An 18,354-nucleotide genomic window follows, 5' to 3' on the forward strand; every position below is an offset into this window, starting at 1 on the left:
GTTATTTTGCATGTTCTTTAATTAATTCACTATTTACATGCATAGCTTCCTACATTTACATATGCAACAAATAAAGCCCTTAAATATATCAATTCAAGGGCTCAATCAATAGTTTCATATTTAGTTTTATAAAAATTTCCTTGAATTTTTTTTACCATCATATGAATAGAGAACTATCTTTTCTTCACTATGCGTTTCTACATGAACTGGGCGCCCCCACAGCTGATAAATATACCGTAAAACATTTTCTAAATAGCGAGTATCGAGTTCCATACCTTCAAATCCATGGACTAAATATAATTCACCATTTCGTAAGTAATCTCCATCCTTCACAACAATATATGGAAATCCTCCATTCACACGCATTGATACGAGTTGATCACGTACATTTTCATAATCTTTATCTGTAATTTTATATTCATTGCCCTTTTTTTCAAATAAATAAAGATCTTCTTGCTTTACTAAGTCTTTTGTTAAATAGTTTCGGATAAAGGAAATATCCGATTCGACTTCCCTTACTTCAAACATTTTCTCTCGACCGGAGTGCCGTTTCACTCCTAATTTTAGCATCTCTTCCGTTGGAGAATCATATCGCTTCTCAATATCTTCGAAAATTTTCAATCCTAGATAATATGGATTAATCGTCGTCTTTGAAGGTTGAACAACACCTGCATTTAACTTAGCATATTCAATCGATTCATCCGTTGTTAAATTTAGCTCTCTCATAATACGTTGATGCCAGAAGGAAGCCCAACCTTCATTCATTATTTTCGTTTCTAATTGGGGCCAAAAATAGAGCATTTCCTCACGCATCATCGTTAATATATCTCTTTGCCATTCCTCTAATTCCCGACTATATTGCTCGATGAATAGTAGTAGATCTTTTTCTGGATATGGCGGAAACTGTTTCTTTTTTTGTCGTATTGTTTTCTCTTCTTTTTCTTTTTCGTCTAATCTCCAAAGATCATCATAAGGCGTTTTACGGGCGACATCCTCATCTTCATCTATATCGTTTTCATACGTTAACAACTTGGGACGCTGTATAGATGGATCAATATGCTCTTGAATAGCTAAAACAGCGTCTAAAAACTCTTCTACTTCATCTTTTCCGTAGAGCATTTCATAGTTAGCAATTCGTTCAGCCGTAGCTGTCATACTCTCGACCATATCTCGTCTTGTATTGGAGAAGCGAACGTTATTTTTGAAAAAGTCACAGTGCGCTAAAACGTGCGCAATGATTAGCTTATTTTGTGTTAACTTATTTGTATCAAGTAAGAATGCATAACAAGGGTTTGAGTTAATGACGAGCTCGTAAATTTGACTTAAACCTAAATCGTACTGCAGCTTCATTTTGTGAAATTGTTTACCGAAACTCCAGTGAGAAAAGCGAGTAGGCATACCGTATGCTCCAAATGTATAAATAATATCTGCAGGGCATATTTCATAACGCATCGGGTAAAAGTCTAGACCAAACCCAGTCGCAATTTCCGTAATTTCTTCTATCGCTTGGTGAAGCTCTTTTTCCATTTATCTAAATCCCCCCGTGTCTATTATTAGGGAATGAGTGCATGGCACCATTCGTCCCTCGCTTAAGACTCAACTTTTTGGAAAAAGCTTTTTAGTGCTTCATAAACGTCGCTTTTATGTCTCAAAATATAGTGGCGAAATTTCTGATCATCGATTTTTTTATAGTTATACATTAATGTAGAAAAACGATTATGTTGATTTACTTCTCCGTACCCAAACATACTGGATACTTTCATTAATTCCCCAACCAATTTCATACACGTCTCATTGTCTGTTGACATATTTTCACCATCTGAGAAATGGACAGGATAAATATTATATCTAGCAGGGTTATATTTTTGTTTAATAAGTTCTAATGCCTTTTTATAGGCGGATGAACAAAGCGTTCCTCCACTCTCTCCTTTCGAGAAGAAATCCTCCTCTGACACCACTTTTGCTTCTGTATGATGTGCAATAAATTCAATTTCAACTGTTTCGTACTTGGAGCGCAAAAATCTTGTCATCCAAAAGAAAAAGCTCCTTGCACAATACTTTTCAAAATTGCCCATCGAAGCACTTGTATCCATCATCGCAAGGACTACTGCTTTCGATTCAGGTTTTGTCACTTCATCCCAAGTTTTAAAACGTAAATCATCATTATGAATAGGAGTAATCTCCGCTTTTCCTTTAATGGCATTACGTTTAATCGCATTTAAAATGGTACGTTTCTTATCAATATTCCCCATAAGCCCTTTTTTGCGAATATCATTAAATTCAATTTTTTCGGTTGTGATATCTGCCATTTCTTTTTCTTTCAAATTTGGTAATTCTAACTCTCTGAATAAGGCGCTCTCTATTTCTTCAAGGCTGACTTCCGCCTCATAGTAATCTTCTCCAGGTTTGTCACCTGCTTCTTTACCGTTCCCTGCACCTTTGCCTTTATCGCCTTGGCTCGGACCTCGTGCTACTACATCACCGACTTGACTATCACCTTGTCCTTGACCAACATGTTTTGACTTATCGTAGTTATAGCGAATTTTATATTCATCAAGAGATCGTATAGGAATTTTAATAACTTCTCGACCGTTTGACATAACAATACTTTCTTCACTTATTAGATCTGGTAAATTATTTTTAATAGCTTCTTTTACTTTTTCCATATGGCGTTGTTGATCTTGGTACCCTTTACGATGGAGGGACCAATTTTCCTGAGAGATGGCAAAGCGTTTATCCTGGTTTTCGCTCATTTTTATCCTCACCCATCTATAAAATCAAATTCGCCTAAGCCTATTAGCAACCGACTTTACACCCTGTTCAAAAAAAACGTTCTTTCTTGGTATTACATAATTAAGTACGACTTCCTATAAGATCTACTTCTTATGTTAGATTGCTTAAAATCGGAAGGCACTTTTCTTATAATATGTTAGTTTTTAGAATTATTTGACTTATTTTTATAAATAAAAAAGAGTGCCCTAAAGTTTATCCGGACACCCCTTATTTAAGAAGAAAAAATATTATTCGTTTGACGCTTTTCTTAAGTTTATCTATTCAGCAAGCTACCTACATATTGTAACAATTCATTTGCAGAAGTTGAATTATATCCATGTTCATCTATAAGCCTTGCAACAACTTCGTTAATCTTTTTAAGTTGAGACTCGTCAGGCATTTTTGAAGACGTTGTAATTTTCACAACATCTTTTAAATCAGCAAACAATTTCTTTTGGATTGCTTCACGTAATCTTTCATGAGAATGATATTCGAATCTCTTTCCATTTCTTGCATAGGCCGAAATACGAATTAATATTTCTTCTCGGAATCCCCTCTTCGCATTTTCCGAAATACCTATTTGTTCTTCTATGGATCGCATTAGTTTTTCATCTGGATTCATTTCTTCCCCAGTAAGGAAATCTCGAATTTTATTTTTATTACAGTATGCTTCAACATTATCGAGGTAATTATTCATTAGTGTTTTTGCAGATTCTTCATACGAATAAACAAATGCTTTTTGAACTTCATTCTTGGCGATTTCATCGTATTCTCTTCGTGCAACTGCAATGTAATTTGTATATTTCTCTCGATCTTCTTGAGAAATCGAAGCATGTTGGTCAAGTCCGTCTTTAAGCGAACGTAATACGTCTAATGCATTTATGGATGGTACTTCTTTTCGAATAATGGCAGACGAAATTCGATTTATAATATAGCGTGGATCAATGCCATTCATACCTTCGTTTGGATACTCTTTTTTCAATTCCTCTACATCAACAGAATTATATCCTTCTACACTTTCTCCGTCATACATACGCATCTTTTTCACAAGATCAATACTTTGCTTTTTCGGTGTTTCAAGCCTAGTTAAGACGGAAAAGATTGCAGCGACTTTTAATGCATGAGGGGCAATATGAACATGCGCCATATCACTTTCATTAATCATTTTCTCGTAAATTCGTTCTTCCTGACTTACTTTTAAATTATAAGGAATAGGCATCACAATAATTCTTGAGTGAAGTGCCTCATTCTTTTTATTTGAAATAAAAGATCGATACTCAGTTTCGTTTGTATGAGCAACAATTAACTCATCTGCACTAATTAATGCAAATCTACCCGCTTTAAAGTTGCCTTCTTGTGTTAATGATAATAAGTTCCACAAAAACTTTTCATCTAATTTAAGCATTTCTTGAAATTCCATCATGCCTCGGTTTGCTTTGTTTAGTTCCCCGTCAAAACGGTAAGCACGAGGATCTGATTCCGACCCAAATTCCGCAATCGTTGAAAAATCAATACTACCAGTTAAATCGGCAATGTCTTGTGATTTCGGATCAGAAGGTGTAAATGTCCCAATTCCCACACGTTTATCTTCTGAAAAAGTAATACGTTCAATCATGACATTTTCAATAAGGCCATCATATTCTTTTTCAAGTCTCATCGTGTTTAAAGGAGATAAATTACCTTCTATACGTATACCATACTCTTCATAAAAATCTTTACGCAAATGATGTGGAATTAGGTGGAGTGGGTCTTCATGCATCGGACATCCTTTTATTGCGTATATCGCGCCTTCATCAGTCCGTGAATATTGCTCAAGTCCTCGCTTTAGCAAAGTCACAATTGTCGATTTCCCTCCACTTACGGGTCCCATTAATAATAAAATCCGTTTGCGAACATCCAATCTTCGTGCTGCAGGGTGAAAGTATTCCTCTACCAATCGTTCAATTGCTGATTCGAGCCCGAAAATTTCTTGTCCAAAAAAGTTAAATAATTTTTGTCCGTCTCTTTCTTCTAGTCCAGAGGTTTTAATCATATTATACACACGTGAATGGGCTGTTTGAGCGACTTCCGGCCTTTCTTTCACAATGTTTAAGTAATCCGCAAAAGAACCTTCCCACTTAAGCCTGTTTTCTTCTTCACGATAAACCTTAAACTTACTTAAAATGTCTATAGCCTTCCCTCCATTCTTAGCCTGATTTATAACATAGTATGAAATTAGACAAATAATGATACCCATTAATGAATCATTGTTGAGGATTCTTCCTTAAGTAAATCTTGAAGTATCTAATGGGAGGCTTGAATTCAACTAGTTAAAGTGTCACTAATCCTACTAAAGACCAATTTTAAAGTTGTCGCAGTTTTGACTTCTTCTGCTAATTCTTATAAAAAGATTGTGGTTGTCAATGCTTCATTATGAAACTCCATATGTAACAAACATATAATATACTGTAACAACTACGGAGGTGATCATACTGATTCATACGGTTAAACAAGGTGAAACACTCTTTCAAATTTCTAGAGATTTTCGGACACCACTTTCCGCAATAATTAGCGCGAACCCATCTATCAATCCAAATGTACTTTATATTGGTCAACCGATTGTTATTCCAGGTTTTCCTGATCCAAATACGATTCCATATCAAATTTTTGTTTCACTCAACGAACGCTTGCTTAGCTTATATAAAAATGGTATTTTACAAAAGCGATATCCCATTGCAGTTGGCAAAATGTTAACCATTACACCTGTAGGATATTATATTATTATTAATAAAGCACCTAACCCAGGAGGCCCATTCGGTACGATGTGGATGAGCTTATCAAAAGAATCCTATGGAATTCATGGTACAAATGATCCAAGTTCAATCGGTAAAGCCGTATCTCACGGCTGTATTCGCATGCATAATGAAGATGTAGAAGAGCTAGCAAGTATTGTTCCGATTGGGACTGCGGTTTTTATACATCCGTAATGGTAAAAAGGACTACCCACACTAGTCATTAATAGCTGACTTTGTAGGTAGTCCATATTTTAAAATCTATTTATCCCAAACATCTTTAGCGATACGTACAACATGTCGTAATTTATCCCATTGCTGTTCTTCCGTTAATAGATTTCCTTCTTCAGTAGAGGCAAAACCACATTGTGGACTTAAGCAAAGCTGATCGATATTCACATATTCCGTTGCTTCTTCGATTTTTCCTTTAATTTCCGCTTCATCTTCGAGTTCAGAAGTCTTGGAAGTAATCAACCCTAAAACGACATGTTGATCTTTTATGAATCGTAATGGTTTAAAATCTCCGGATCTTTCATTATCAAATTCTAAGAAAAAGGCATCCACATTCACACGTGAAAACAATTCTTTTGCGATCGGCTCATATGCCCCTTGATATAACCAAGAAGATTTAAAATTCCCGCGACAAATATGAATTGTAACCGACATATCTTCCGGTTTATTTGCTAGTGATTCAACAGTAATATCAGCAAACTTTTTCACTAATTCATCTGGATCAAATCCCTTTTCTTTTATCTTATCTCGAAAAACATCACTGAACAAAGCTCCCCAGCTTGTGTCATCTAATTGTAAATAGCGGCATCCTGCTTCATAAAAAGCTTGAATCGCATCTTGATATACTTTAATAATATCTTTAGCCACATCATCGAGTGAAGCATATGAAGGATTACTTAAATACGGTTCGCTTGCAACTACACCTGAGTAAAAAATCATATTAGGTCCTGGGATTGTAATTTTCGCAACATGCTCACCAGCAATGCTCTTCAAATACTTAAAGTCTTCTAAAAATGGATGGTCTTTAGGGAAATTTAATTTCGAATCGACCGTATATGCCTCCGCTTTTTTCATAGCCCCATTAAAAGCCCCGGAAATGTCTACTTCATAAACACGAATCCCATCAATCGCTCTGATAAAGTCTAAATGCCACCATCTTCTTCTAAATTCGCCATCAGTTACAGCAGATAGACCGACTTCTTTTTGCTTTTCAACAAGCTTAGCAATTTCTATATCCTCAATTAAACGTAATTCTTCTTTAGTAATCTGACCTTGTTGATATTGTGCTCTTGCATCTTTAAGTACTTGGGGACGAAGAAAGCTCCCTACATGGTCTGCTCGAAATGGTGCTTTAGTTATTGTGTTAGTCAAAATGGACAACCCCTCTGAAGTTAAATTTATGTTTTTCACTAGCTTTTCGGGGTATAAAAAAACCCCTTCTAAAAAAAGAAGAGATTGGCTTCATAGCTGTTTACTCTTCTTATCTTCAAGCGTTACGCTTCTGGAATTAGCACAGTGCAAAAAAAGTCTGTTGCTGAGATATCAAAGGGCCAGTCCCTCCATCTCTCTAAATAAGAAAGTTACATATTTTTAATTACTTGTTATCAATCTACATGTATATCCATAGATTGTCAATATTTAGCGCTATTTACCTGTTAACCCCAAATTTCATTGTGTTAAATATTTATTATTACGTATATTTGAAATTAGTTTCTTTTATTTAATTCTATTGATTTAAGTAATTTAGGCTACCACATAATAAAACAATGCCAGGTCTCTATACTAGACCTGGCATTGTTTTATTAATGTAGATTAAGTTTTTCTTCTACTTTCCGACAGACTTCATCTGCGGATAGGCCCGCCGCTTCAATGATTGAACCTTGAATAGACGTATCGTGAATGCCTAGTGCATTATTGTCCAACCCTGTAATGACACAACAATCTACACCCGTTGCATCTGATTCATGTTTCAGTTCAACGATTTCATATCCCTTTGCAAGCAAAGCCTCTGATACATTCGTTAATGATTGCTCTACACCGATTATCGACATAGTAGGGTTCACCTCCTAGTTGATAAGATGTCCTTTTCTACTTATATTTATGTATTCAATTTCAACTAAAAAAAAGACAAAACCCATAATAAGATATCTAGTATACGTAGTGTCGTTGAAATGGTCATTAAAATAAAAAAACGCACATCTTAAAAGATGCGCGTTTCTTCTGCTATCTATAATTACCCTCTTCTTCCGCCTCTTCCACCGCGTTTAGACTCGGTGCTGCGTTTTAGAGTAGATAAGTTATCTTCACTTGATTTTAAGAATTTAGCCATCTTATCTTCAAAAGTTTCTTTCGGTTGGAAATTGCCTCGTTGGCGATTATCCTTCTGACGATAAGGGCGCTTCGTATAAGAAGACGTACTTTCAACAGGTTTATCAATCGCTTTTTTAATAGATAAGGCAATTTTTCCTTCTTTTTCGCTTAGGACTTTTACTTCTACTTGATCCCCTACTTTAAGATGTTCATTAATATCTTTTACGTAAGCTTCTGCAACTTCACTAATGTGCACAAGTCCCGTCACCTTATCTGGCAACTCAACAAACGCACCAAAATTTGTAATTCCTGTAACTTTACCTTGTACCTTACTACCAATTTCTACTGACAATCCATTTCCTCCTAATAAATACTATACTTTATTATATCAAATTTTATTTTTCGCGCCAGTCTTCCGTTATATAATTTAATATCAACAATATATTCAATTTAATACTCATAACTTAAATAGTATCGCTGACTGGGTGACTGGCACCTTTAGATTTATAAAAAAACCACGTAATAGAGGAAATTGATGATATGTTCAGAATATATAAGTGAAGGCGAAAGTCCATTTTTGAGAGGAGGAAATGAGTAATGTCAAAGAGAGTATTATTGTTAGCTGGAGATGCCGTTGAAGCTTTGGAGATTTATTATCCGTATTTTCGTTGTCTTGAAGAGGGCTATGATGTGCAAATAGCTGCTCCATCGAAGAAAAACTTACAAACGGTCGTTCACGATTTTATTGGTTGGGATACTTATACTGAGAGTAAAGGATACCTTATTGAATCTCATTTGGCGTTTGAGGATGTACAGCCTGAAGAGTATGATGGATTGATTATCCCTGGAGGAAGAGCTCCTGAATACATTCGATTAAATGAAAATGTTCCAAAAATCGTCGCTCATTTCTTTGAGGCAAATAAACCTGTTGCAGCAATTTGCCACGCTAGTCTCATTTTAACAACTGTTTCTCAATACTTAAAAGGTCGCGAATTAACGGCTTATATCGCTTGTAAACCAGATGTAGAAGCCGCGGGAGCAACTTATATTGAAGACCCACTCCATGTTCAAGGAAACCTCATTTCCGGACATGCTTGGCCGGATCTACCAGGATTTATGAGGGAATTCATTAAACAACTACAATAAGAATTTTTCATAAAAAATAGACAAGAGAAAGTATCCAAAATATCTTAAAGTATTTTGGATACTTTTTTTGATAGCTACTAATTCACTTCCTCATAAACCTCATTCATAATCAATAATCACTTGTTCATTGGAATTATTCTGAATATGATGACCTTCTTTAGTGTGTAACCCAATTGGCATTTCTACACTTTTTATTACTAAACTCTACTACACTTATTCTGCCTGCATTATTATTTTTCCATTCGTTTCACAGAATATACTTTTTGTAATTGCTATAGGAGCCTAAAAAACATCCTCTTCACTACATGTATTAAAAACAAATTCTTGTCCATTCTAATATCTCAAGGAGGTGAAAATTATGGCTTCAAATAATCGAAGTTCTAATAAACTTGAAGTACCAGGTGTTCAACAAGCAGTTGATCAAATGAAATATGAAATTGCACAAGAATTTGGTGTACAACTTGGTGGAGAAGCTTCTTCTCGCGCAAACGGCTCAGTTGGTGGAGAAATCACTAAACGACTAGTTCAAATGGCTGAAAACCAAGTAAAAGGTAAATCTGGACAATAAAAATCCAAAGTATGAAGGTAGAGTTATCATGCTCTACCTTTTTACTTTGGATTTAAAATTAGCTATTTAATATTAACTATTCGTAGAAGATTTTAATATTGTAACTTTATTAGCAGTCACTTGCTTCTCTAATGCGTAATCTGCACGTTCTTCACGAATAAAACTCATAGCTATTGCCCCAAAAATTGCGGCAATACCAATTGCAAAAAAGTTATACTGCGGTTGGAGATTAAAAGTTAATAGAATACCCATATAAGTTGGAGCAACAATGGAACCGATACGTCCGAATGCCATTGTGCTACCTAGTGCAGCCGCGCGAACATCGACAGAATAGTATTCAGCTACATATGCATTAGACATGTTTTGTAAACCAAGTGAAGCAGCACCAATAATAATAATTAGCACATATGCAAGATAAATATTTTTTGAAAATCCAATAAGTGTTAGTGACACAGCTCCAACTAAATAAAGTGGGATAAGTACACGTTTGAAACCAAGGAATTTAATGAGGTTGCTGAATATCATTGTTCCAGCAATTGACCCGAATTGTAGTGCTACAATAAACATAAGACTCGATTTTAAGTCATAGCCTGCATTCATCATTAATGTTGGAAGCCATGTATTCAAAGAATACATTAAGATAAATGTACAGAAGCATGATAGCCAAAACATCATCGTACTTAGACCCAGTTTGTTTTTGAACAGATCACGTACTGGTGACTTTTGAATTTTTTCCTGTTTGACATATGCAAATTGAACATCTTTAGGAAGCATTGGCTCTATTTTTTGTAGGACAATAACAAGACCTTTTGTATCCTTTTGTTGAATTAAATAATTAACAGATTCTGGAATTATAGGTACAATAAACGGTAATATAAGAAGTGGTAAACCAGCAATCCAATAAACAGGTTGCCAACCAAATTTTTCAAGTAATACTTGTCCGCTAAACGAGGCAAGCATAGCACCTACAGAGTAACCACAAAAAATTAATGAAATAATGGCAGCACGGTGTTTTGTTGGCGCATATTCTGAAATCAAAGAAGCGATATTTGGCATAACACCACCAAATCCTAACCCTGCAATAACACGACAAATTACAAATAATAGAGGCGTTGGTGCGAATCCAGATAATAATGTAAAGAGGCTAAAGATAAGGGTTGTTAAAATAATAATGCGTTTTCTTCCGAAACGATCTAAATACAACCCGAATAAGACAGCACCAATTGCAGTTCCCATTGTTGTATAACTACTAATTGACCCCGCTACTATATTAGACAGTCCCCATTCTGCTTTTAACAAAGGAATGGTCGCACCATAGATGACAACATCATAGCCGTCGAACATCATAATAAAAAACAAACAAATAATTAAAATATAATGAAAACCTTTTAATTTACTCTGATTAACTATTTCAATGGGGTTGACTGTATTCACTGTATCCTCCGATATGCATTTAATTTAAGGTATATGGCTACCATCTTTAGAAAGAAAATAAAAGATTTTCAGTTAAAAATGATAGCTTTCAATCTAATTCTAATTATTTTTTATTTTACTTTTCTCACAAACTGATTACATGCTTGCAAAAAAAATGTATTATCGCCAAATTTCATCTGCTATTTCTTTAACAAAGCGAAGTTTACGCCATTGTTGTTCTTCTGTTAAAATATTGCCTTCTTCTGTGGATGAAAAGCCGCATTGTGGACTTAAACAAAGTTGTTCAAGTGGTACATAAGTTGCCGCTTCTGCAATACGCTTTTTAATATATTCTTTATCTTCTAATTCACCTGACTTAGATGTTACTAGGCCTAGTACGATTTTTAAATCTTTGCGGTTAACATATTTTAATGGCTCAAAACTTCCTGAACGCTCGTCGTCAAATTCTAGGAATAAACCATCTACATTTAAACCTCCGAAAATTACTTCAGAAGCATAATCATAGCCACCACTTGAGAAATAATTAGATTTATAGTTACCACGGCAAATATGCATTGTTACTACTAAATCTTCTGGTTTATGAGCAATAGATTCATTAATCATAGTTTGCATTACTTTTAACTCTTCCGCTGGATCTAAACCTTTAGCACGTAGCTTGTTGTGACCTTCTTCTGAGAATAAATCTGCCCACGCTGTGTCATCTAATTGTAAGTAACGGCAACCAGCATCATAAAATGCTTGGATTGCTTTTCGATAAGCTATAATTGTATCTTGTTGAAGCTTTTCTCGATCTTCGTACTTTTCGAGTTCTACATCAGCGCGGCATAAAAGCATGTTTGGACTTGGAATCGTTTGTTTCGCTACTGTATCACCAGCATGTTCTTTTAAAAATTTGAAATGCTCTACAAATGGATGTCTTGAAAAATCGATATCTCCAACAACACGGATACCGCCTTTACGAGTCTCCATTTTATGGAATTTAAGACCGGTTTCTTTTGCGTATAATTCTACTCCATCAAGCTCGCCTAAAAAATCAAAATGCCACCAGCTTCTACGGAATTCACCATCTGTAACCCCTAATACATCATTTTCTTTTTGCTTTTCAATAACTCTGATAATCTCGTTATTTTCAATATTTGTTAACTCTTCATATGTAATTGCCCCTGATTTATATTGTTCCCGTGCCTGTATTAAATTTGTAGGGCGTAATAAGCTTCCTACATGATCATAACGAAATGGAGCAGTTGTAGTTTTTACTGTCATAGTTTGTATCTCCTTAAATTTGTGATGTAAGGAAAGTGTAGCATGATAATATTGTTAGCATATAACACATATAATGTATCTCTAGTTATAGCTTTAAACTATAGCTAAACTTTTTCTTCAACACTCTAAACTAATAAAACACAAAAAGCCCTTTCCAAAGAAAGAGGCTTTTTGTGAAAATTAAATATTCTTTTCTATTACGCTCTATACCTTACAGCCAAGCCTTTTAAAAATTTACGTGCGAAATTATCACCGCACTCTTTATAATTTCTATGCCCTGGTTTTCTAAAGATAGCGCCTAATTCGCCTTTTGAAACAGCTATACCACCATCATCAAGGATATCCAACATATCTTCTGTTGTTAATTGTAGTGCTACTTTCAATTTTTTAAGAAGCATATTATTCACATGATCCTTAGTTGTTTCAGGAGCTTTTAGTTGCCCTGGTTTTGCATCCTGTTTTCCTCTTTTGAAAGTAATGAAGCCATTTAAAAATGACTCTAACATTTTATAATCACATTTTATCTGATCGTCATTTTCTTCTACGTTAACTTCATCATCGAATTCATCTTTTGTTTTTGTCAGTATCTTTGGTACTTCTTCTCTTGTTACTTCCATTCCACCAAGTTTAAATATCTCTACCATATCTCTATTTTTTATATCTAGAGCGTATCTTGTTCTAATTAAAATATCATTGTTATCCATTTATAATGCACCTCATACTATTGCTTTTTTTCTTCGCCGCTTCAGCAGTTTGATTATCCTTAAAGAATCTTAACACGTATATACACAACGTTGTTAGTAGTACCTAAAAAAAACTCTATTTCTATCAATTAGCTTTAGGAGTCGACATCAATATTTAAATCGCCTATTCAAAGAGCTATAAAGACATACTACTCTACAAGTAAGTGTAAACACTCTTATAATCTCCATTCTCACAAGAAATAAGGTTTATTTCAAGTTTCGCTTAGTACTCGTACATTTTTATCTTCTCACTCACTAACTAATCTATACTACCCATTAGTTTTTTTAATAAAAAAAAGACCATAGATTATTTCAAATCCATGGTCTTCTTTAACATTGTACTGTAAGTTAAGTTGTTTTGTGTTTATACTTCCTCAATTGATTGCATAGGCTTCCATGTACTATTTTTCAAAGTAAGCATGACAATAAAGGAAATGCAATATAGTACTGCTAAATAGACCATCGCGACTGTCATGTCATAACTCTGTAGAATATAACCTACAAGGATTGGTGAAAATCCTCCTATAGCTCTACCAAAGTTAAAAATCGTGTTTGTAGCTGTACTACGAATCTGAACGGGATAAAAACTGCTAATTAATGCACCATATCCGGCAAACATTCCATTTGAGAAGAATCCAACGATTGCACCACCTAATAATACACCTACACTTCCAGTTGCATATGAGTATAAAAACACCGCACATGCAGAGGCAAGAAGAAAGATTCCAAAGGCACGCTTTGCACCAAATCGGTCCATGAATCTTCCGAAGGTTAACATACCTATAATCATTCCTACTGCTGTACTGATTGTCCAAAGTGCAGAGCTTGAAATAGATAAACCTTGTGATTGTTGCAACATAGATGGCAGCCAAATCATCAAGCCATTATAACCAGCAATTTGAACAGTTGCCATAATGATTAAAGAGATAGTTGTCATGGTAGTTCGAGGAGTTTCAAACAATTGAACTAACTTACTCTTTTCATTTTTATTATTTATTTTCTTATTCTTCTGAGCAGCTAGCCACTCAGGTGATTCATCAAGATTCTTACGTACAATAACAGCAAAAATAACAGGCACTACACCAACGAAAAATAATGCTCTCCAACCTAATGTAGGAAGAATAATTGCACTAAGCAACGCCGCGATAATGACACCGTATTGAGCACCTACACTGACATATGAAGATGCTCTCCCTTGTTTGTTCTTTGGCCAGGCTTCTGCAACAAGCGCCATACCGATCCCATATTCACCACCAGCACCTAACCCAGCAATAAATCTATATATATATACTTGTTCAATATTTGTTGCTAATCCTGTTAATGCTGTGCCCATTGCAAACAGCAAAACGGTATAGGTGAAAACTTTTACTCGTCCATACTTATCTGCTAAAACCCCAAAAATAATTCCACCTAATAACATACCTATATTTGTTATAGAAGAAATAAGTCCGCCAGTTGCCAAATCAATGTTAAATTCCGAAATAATCATTGTCATTGCAAAAGAGATAAACATAATGTCCATGCCTTCTAATGTTAAACCAGCTACCGACGCTACCACTGTTTTTTTACGATAATCCATTTTACGATCCTCCAATATTTTCTTACTGTAAATATTCTCTTTTATTTCCAGAGGAATGGATGTATCAATCTATTAAATGAAACTTCTCCATTTTCCTTTTAAGCCTCACAGGACTTCCTTTAAAAGAGGTACTAAAGTTATATCTACGCATAACATTAAAGCAAAATAAATACCCTTCCGTCAGAGATGACAAAAGGGCATGAAAAAACAAAGATATAATAACAAATAAAATATCAAGTAGCCCTTTTTAGCCTCTCTGGGCTATATTAAAGGATAATTATCTTGTTATTTATTCTAACAAACTATAAATTGTTTTACCATAGCATATTATATAAAAATAATATATGAGCTACATTAGGGGATACATAACACATAGAATCATGCATTTTATTTTCTAAAAAACACATTTTAACAAGCGCTCTTCTAGAAATATTTCTATTTATTTATGCTAGTTAAGACATGCTTATATTCGTTTTATTTTCTGTTACTTGATGCTTTTCTTTATATGAAATTATTCCAATCAAGCCTATTATCGAGAAGATAACCGGCGCGATGAAACCATAATAATATCCATCAACTTGATTACCTGAAGTAGCTTGAAAATGATCTAATATATATCCAAAAATGATTGGTAGCAAGACCGCACTTAGAAAGCCACCCGTATTCGCAACACCAGAAACAATACCAGATTCTTTTATAGGGAAAGATTGACGTACCGCTGCAAATGTTAATGCACTTGACCCATATCCAAAGCCAATGATAAAGAATAGTACAATTAGCAAGAAAAAGGACGGATGCCCCTTAGATAAAAGGAAAGAAAACCAACCCAATAAAACAATGCTATGAACGAAAATATATGGCCTTTTTATTGTTTCTAACCGGCTTGAAATCCAACTAGTTAGCGGCGCTCCAATAAGTGCCCCGATGAGACCGATCATAATCAGTTGGCTTGCATCTGAGCGTGTCATTTCATACATATTCATCCCATATGGTACTGCCCAAGAACTGATAAACCCTACATAACCTCCGACTACTCCAAAATGACAAAAAAATAGAGCCCATGCTTGCCGATTCGAAAAAATTCTTCGTAATAAAACTACTGTTTTTTCGCGTTGTACTTCTGCTATCACAACTACCGATTCATCTAAAAAGATTCGCTTAGTTTTTTTTACAAGTACAATATAAAGGAGAAGTCCACATAAACATAATATTAATCCAGCTGAGAAAAATGCTCCTCTCCAACCAAGTAAAAGTATCCATGTGGAGAAAGGGACTGTCGCCAATAAGAAACCAAGACTTCCCGTCATGCCCGCCAGGCCAATTAATCTCACAAATTCCTTTGTATGAAACCATCGGGCCAAAATTAGCACCATATTAACCCAAATAGTCGCATCCCCTATCCCTGTTAATATTCTGGAAAAGAATAGGACGAATTCATGTGTACTAAGACTATAAAAAATCGTACCTAAACCTGTAAGTATTGCCCCTATAATTAGAAAAAAGTTAGGTCCAAAACGATCAGCCAAAATCCCCATCGGAATTTGCAAACTCGTGTACACTAAAAATTGTATACTCGTTAATAACCCAATCGTTGATGCAGTTACATTAAAATCCCTCATCAATTGGTCTGTAATCAATCCTGGAGCGGTTCGTTGGCTTGCCATTAACAAATAAGTAAACAATACAGCAACAAATACAACCCATCTGTATCTGCTATCTCGTTTTTCCAATGAGCCCCACCCCTATTAACTTTTACTCTATATATATGAATTTCATGTAACGGTAAACCCTGTTTTTCAGAATAGTTTTTTGATTTAAATTGGGCTGGATGTTTTTTTAGTTCGATAAATTCAATTAAAAAGCTGGAATCTTAGATTTTATCTCTTCTCATATAAGATATTCCTCATCATCTTTTTCTTAACCTGTACTTCGTTTAAAACAAAAAGTGGATAAAGTATGGTGAGATGGGGATATCCCCTTTTCTCTCCATTCTTTATCCACACGGTTTGCACATCTTTATTTCATGTAGCAAGAGACTATTTTTTTTCTTTACTATACTAATTCCAACCACGCGACAGCTTCGCAATGAGCCGTATGTGGGAACATATCCACAGGTTGTACTTCCTGTGCTTTATAGCCACCATCTTCTAAGATCCTTAAATCTCTTGCCAATGTAGCTGGGTTACAAGATACATACACAACACGTTTTGGACGTTGCTCTAAAATTGTATTTAACAATGCTTCGTCGCAACCTTTGCGTGGTGGATCGACTACTAAAATGTCTGCTGTTTTGCCTTCTTTGTACCAGCGTGGAATGACTTCTTCAGCTGGACCTGCCTCGAAATACGTATTTGTAAAGCCATTCAGTTCAGCGTTACGTTTCGCATCTTCAATTGCTTGCGGTACAATTTCCACACCCATTACATATTTAGCTTTTTGTGCTAGGAATAATGAAATTGAACCAATGCCACAGTAAGCATCGATTACTGTTTCGTCCCCTTTTAGATCTGCGTAATCTAAAGCTTGCTTATAAAGCACTTCTGTTTGCTCTGGGTTTACTTGATAGAATGAACGCGCTGAAATTTCGAAGCGTACGTCGCCAATTGTATCTTCAATGGTGTCATTGCCCCAAAGTTTTAACGTTTCGTTACCGAAAATAACGTTTGTTTTTTCACCATTAATATTTTGCATAATTGATGTTACGTTTGGTACGAGTTGCTTGATTAATTCTACTGCTGCTTCAGCTTGCGGGAATTTGCGCTTTTTCGTTACAAGTACTACCATTACTTCGTTTGTTGCGCGGCCTTTGCGTACTACTACATGACGTAGCATACCCTGTCCTGTTTGCTCATCATATGGTTTAATACCTAACTTCCAAAGGCGTGGTTTTAAGCCTTCTAAAATGGCATCTGCCTCTGCTGTTTGGATTAGGCAACGGTCTGTATCGACGATATCATGTGATTTTGTTTTGTAAAAACCTGCAATCGGTGCTTCGCCGTTTAAGCCGAATGGAATCTGAGCTTTATTGCGATAGTTCCATGGATTATCCATACCTTTAACAGGTAACACTGGTGCGTCAATCTTACCGATACGAGTCATGACATTACGGACCATTTTCTCTTTCCATTTCAATTGACCTTCATACGATAAGTGTTGTAGCTGACAACCGCCACATTGTGCAAATACAGGGCATGGTGCTGCGACACGGTCAGGTGAAGGTTCTGTAATGTTGATAATTTTAGCAAAGCCGTAGTTTTTTAATGTTTTCAATACATGGACTTCAGCAGTTTCATCAGGCAGTCCACCTTGGATAAAAAGTGGGTAACCATCGATTTTCGCAACCCCTGCTCCATCATGTGTTAAGTCTTCTATATAAACCGTCAAGCGGTCATTTTTCTTTACTGGTGCTGTCATTTTCGTACTTCCTCCATTTCAGTTCTTCTATTGTACCATGACCTCTTAGAAGGAACAAAAGCGCAGAGTGCCCCTTTACACCCGTCAAGCAGTTGAGGACACTCATGTGAAGTCGCTTTTTGACTTCATATAAGTGTTCGAAGCGACCTCAAGGGTGTGGTATACGAAGCTAGATGTAGAAAAAATCCAAGTGCCAGAATCGACACTTGGATTTATAAAATTAATTATTCACCTTTCGTAACTGGCCCATCTTTTAATGCTACATAGAAGGCGACGGCAATGGATGCTGCTAATATGATAAATGGTGCATAGAAAATTAGAAAATTAACCATTCTGAAAATC

General features: G+C 35.5%; 16 protein-coding genes and 1 riboswitch. Of the genes, 3 read left to right on the forward strand and 13 right to left on the reverse strand.

Going from position 1 to position 18,354, the window contains the following annotated elements; translation table 11 throughout:
• Window positions 1-126: 126 nt before the first annotated feature.
• The 3 genes from AMD00_RS20510 to AMD00_RS20520 all read right to left on the reverse strand — a co-directional run bounded on the left by AMD00_RS20510 (window position 127) and on the right by AMD00_RS20520 (window position 4,942).
• Window positions 127-1,527, reverse strand: coding sequence for a SpoVR family protein (locus AMD00_RS20510; protein WP_053418860.1), 1,401 nt, complete (start codon window positions 1,525-1,527; stop codon window positions 127-129).
• Between the two features lie 62 nt (window positions 1,528-1,589).
• Entirely contained in the window at window positions 1,590-2,753 is a 1,164-nt protein-coding gene (gene yhbH / locus AMD00_RS20515; protein WP_053418861.1) for a sporulation protein YhbH, read from the reverse strand.
• Between the two features lie 293 nt (window positions 2,754-3,046).
• Window positions 3,047-4,942 (reverse strand): PrkA family serine protein kinase, encoded by a 1,896-nt coding sequence (locus AMD00_RS20520; RefSeq protein WP_053418983.1) that lies wholly within the window; start codon window positions 4,940-4,942, stop codon window positions 3,047-3,049.
• Between the two features lie 301 nt (window positions 4,943-5,243).
• Between AMD00_RS20520 and AMD00_RS20525 the strand changes: the two genes are divergently transcribed.
• On the forward strand, window positions 5,244-5,738 hold the full coding sequence (locus AMD00_RS20525) for a L,D-transpeptidase family protein (RefSeq protein WP_053418984.1): 495 nt from the start codon (window positions 5,244-5,246) through the stop codon (window positions 5,736-5,738).
• 66 nt (window positions 5,739-5,804) lie between these two features.
• On the opposite strand, the gene AMD00_RS20530 is transcribed toward AMD00_RS20525, so the two are convergent.
• From AMD00_RS20530 to AMD00_RS20540, 3 genes are all read right to left on the reverse strand, one after another.
• On the reverse strand, window positions 5,805-6,926 hold the full coding sequence (locus AMD00_RS20530; protein WP_053418862.1) for a 5-methyltetrahydropteroyltriglutamate--homocysteine S-methyltransferase: 1,122 nt from the start codon (window positions 6,924-6,926) through the stop codon (window positions 5,805-5,807).
• Window positions 6,927-7,032: 106 nt separating this feature from the next.
• Window positions 7,033-7,133: riboswitch (SAM riboswitch) on the reverse strand.
• 224 nt (window positions 7,134-7,357) lie between these two features.
• Window positions 7,358-7,606 carry a YkuS family protein gene (locus tag AMD00_RS20535; RefSeq protein ID WP_053418863.1) on the reverse strand — a complete coding sequence of 83 codons (249 nt, stop codon included), beginning with the start codon at window positions 7,604-7,606 and terminating at the stop codon, window positions 7,358-7,360.
• 182 nt (window positions 7,607-7,788) lie between these two features.
• The gene (locus AMD00_RS20540) at window positions 7,789-8,217 is read right to left on the reverse strand and encodes a S1 domain-containing RNA-binding protein (protein WP_053418864.1); all 429 of its coding nucleotides are present in this window, start codon (window positions 8,215-8,217) and stop codon (window positions 7,789-7,791) included.
• 245 nt (window positions 8,218-8,462) lie between these two features.
• On the opposite strand from AMD00_RS20540, the gene AMD00_RS20545 reads away from it, so the two are divergent.
• The gene (locus tag AMD00_RS20545; RefSeq protein WP_053418865.1) at window positions 8,463-9,011 is read left to right on the forward strand and encodes a DJ-1/PfpI family protein; all 549 of its coding nucleotides are present in this window, start codon (window positions 8,463-8,465) and stop codon (window positions 9,009-9,011) included.
• A gap of 358 nt (window positions 9,012-9,369) precedes the next feature.
• A complete protein-coding gene (locus tag AMD00_RS20550; RefSeq protein WP_053418866.1) occupies window positions 9,370-9,579 on the forward strand; it encodes an alpha/beta-type small acid-soluble spore protein in 210 nt (69 codons plus the stop codon).
• Window positions 9,580-9,651: 72 nt separating this feature from the next.
• On the opposite strand, the gene AMD00_RS20555 is transcribed toward AMD00_RS20550, so the two are convergent.
• The 7 genes from AMD00_RS20555 to cydS form a co-directional block, all read right to left on the reverse strand.
• Entirely contained in the window at window positions 9,652-11,013 is a 1,362-nt protein-coding gene (locus tag AMD00_RS20555) for an MFS transporter (RefSeq protein ID WP_053418867.1), read from the reverse strand.
• A gap of 159 nt (window positions 11,014-11,172) precedes the next feature.
• Entirely contained in the window at window positions 11,173-12,276 is a 1,104-nt protein-coding gene (locus AMD00_RS20560) for a 5-methyltetrahydropteroyltriglutamate--homocysteine S-methyltransferase (RefSeq protein ID WP_053418868.1), read from the reverse strand.
• Window positions 12,277-12,473: 197 nt separating this feature from the next.
• A complete protein-coding gene (locus tag AMD00_RS20565; RefSeq protein WP_053418869.1) occupies window positions 12,474-12,980 on the reverse strand; it encodes a YehS family protein in 507 nt (168 codons plus the stop codon).
• 403 nt (window positions 12,981-13,383) lie between these two features.
• The gene (locus AMD00_RS20570) at window positions 13,384-14,598 is read right to left on the reverse strand and encodes an MFS transporter (protein ID WP_053418870.1); all 1,215 of its coding nucleotides are present in this window, start codon (window positions 14,596-14,598) and stop codon (window positions 13,384-13,386) included.
• Between the two features lie 452 nt (window positions 14,599-15,050).
• Complete coding sequence (locus AMD00_RS20575) at window positions 15,051-16,328, reverse strand: MFS transporter (RefSeq protein WP_053418871.1); 1,278 nt, start codon at window positions 16,326-16,328, stop codon at window positions 15,051-15,053.
• Between the two features lie 322 nt (window positions 16,329-16,650).
• Window positions 16,651-18,012 (reverse strand): 23S rRNA (uracil(1939)-C(5))-methyltransferase RlmD, encoded by a 1,362-nt coding sequence (gene rlmD / locus AMD00_RS20580; RefSeq protein WP_053418872.1) that lies wholly within the window; start codon window positions 18,010-18,012, stop codon window positions 16,651-16,653.
• Between the two features lie 224 nt (window positions 18,013-18,236).
• A complete protein-coding gene (gene cydS / locus AMD00_RS24350) occupies window positions 18,237-18,344 on the reverse strand; it encodes a cytochrome bd oxidase small subunit CydS (RefSeq protein ID WP_390394333.1) in 108 nt (35 codons plus the stop codon).
• Window positions 18,345-18,354 lie beyond the last annotated feature (10 nt).

Origin of the sequence: Viridibacillus arvi, assembly GCF_001274945.1 — a bacterium.
Taxonomy (GTDB): domain Bacteria; phylum Bacillota; class Bacilli; order Bacillales_A; family Planococcaceae; genus Viridibacillus; species Viridibacillus arvi.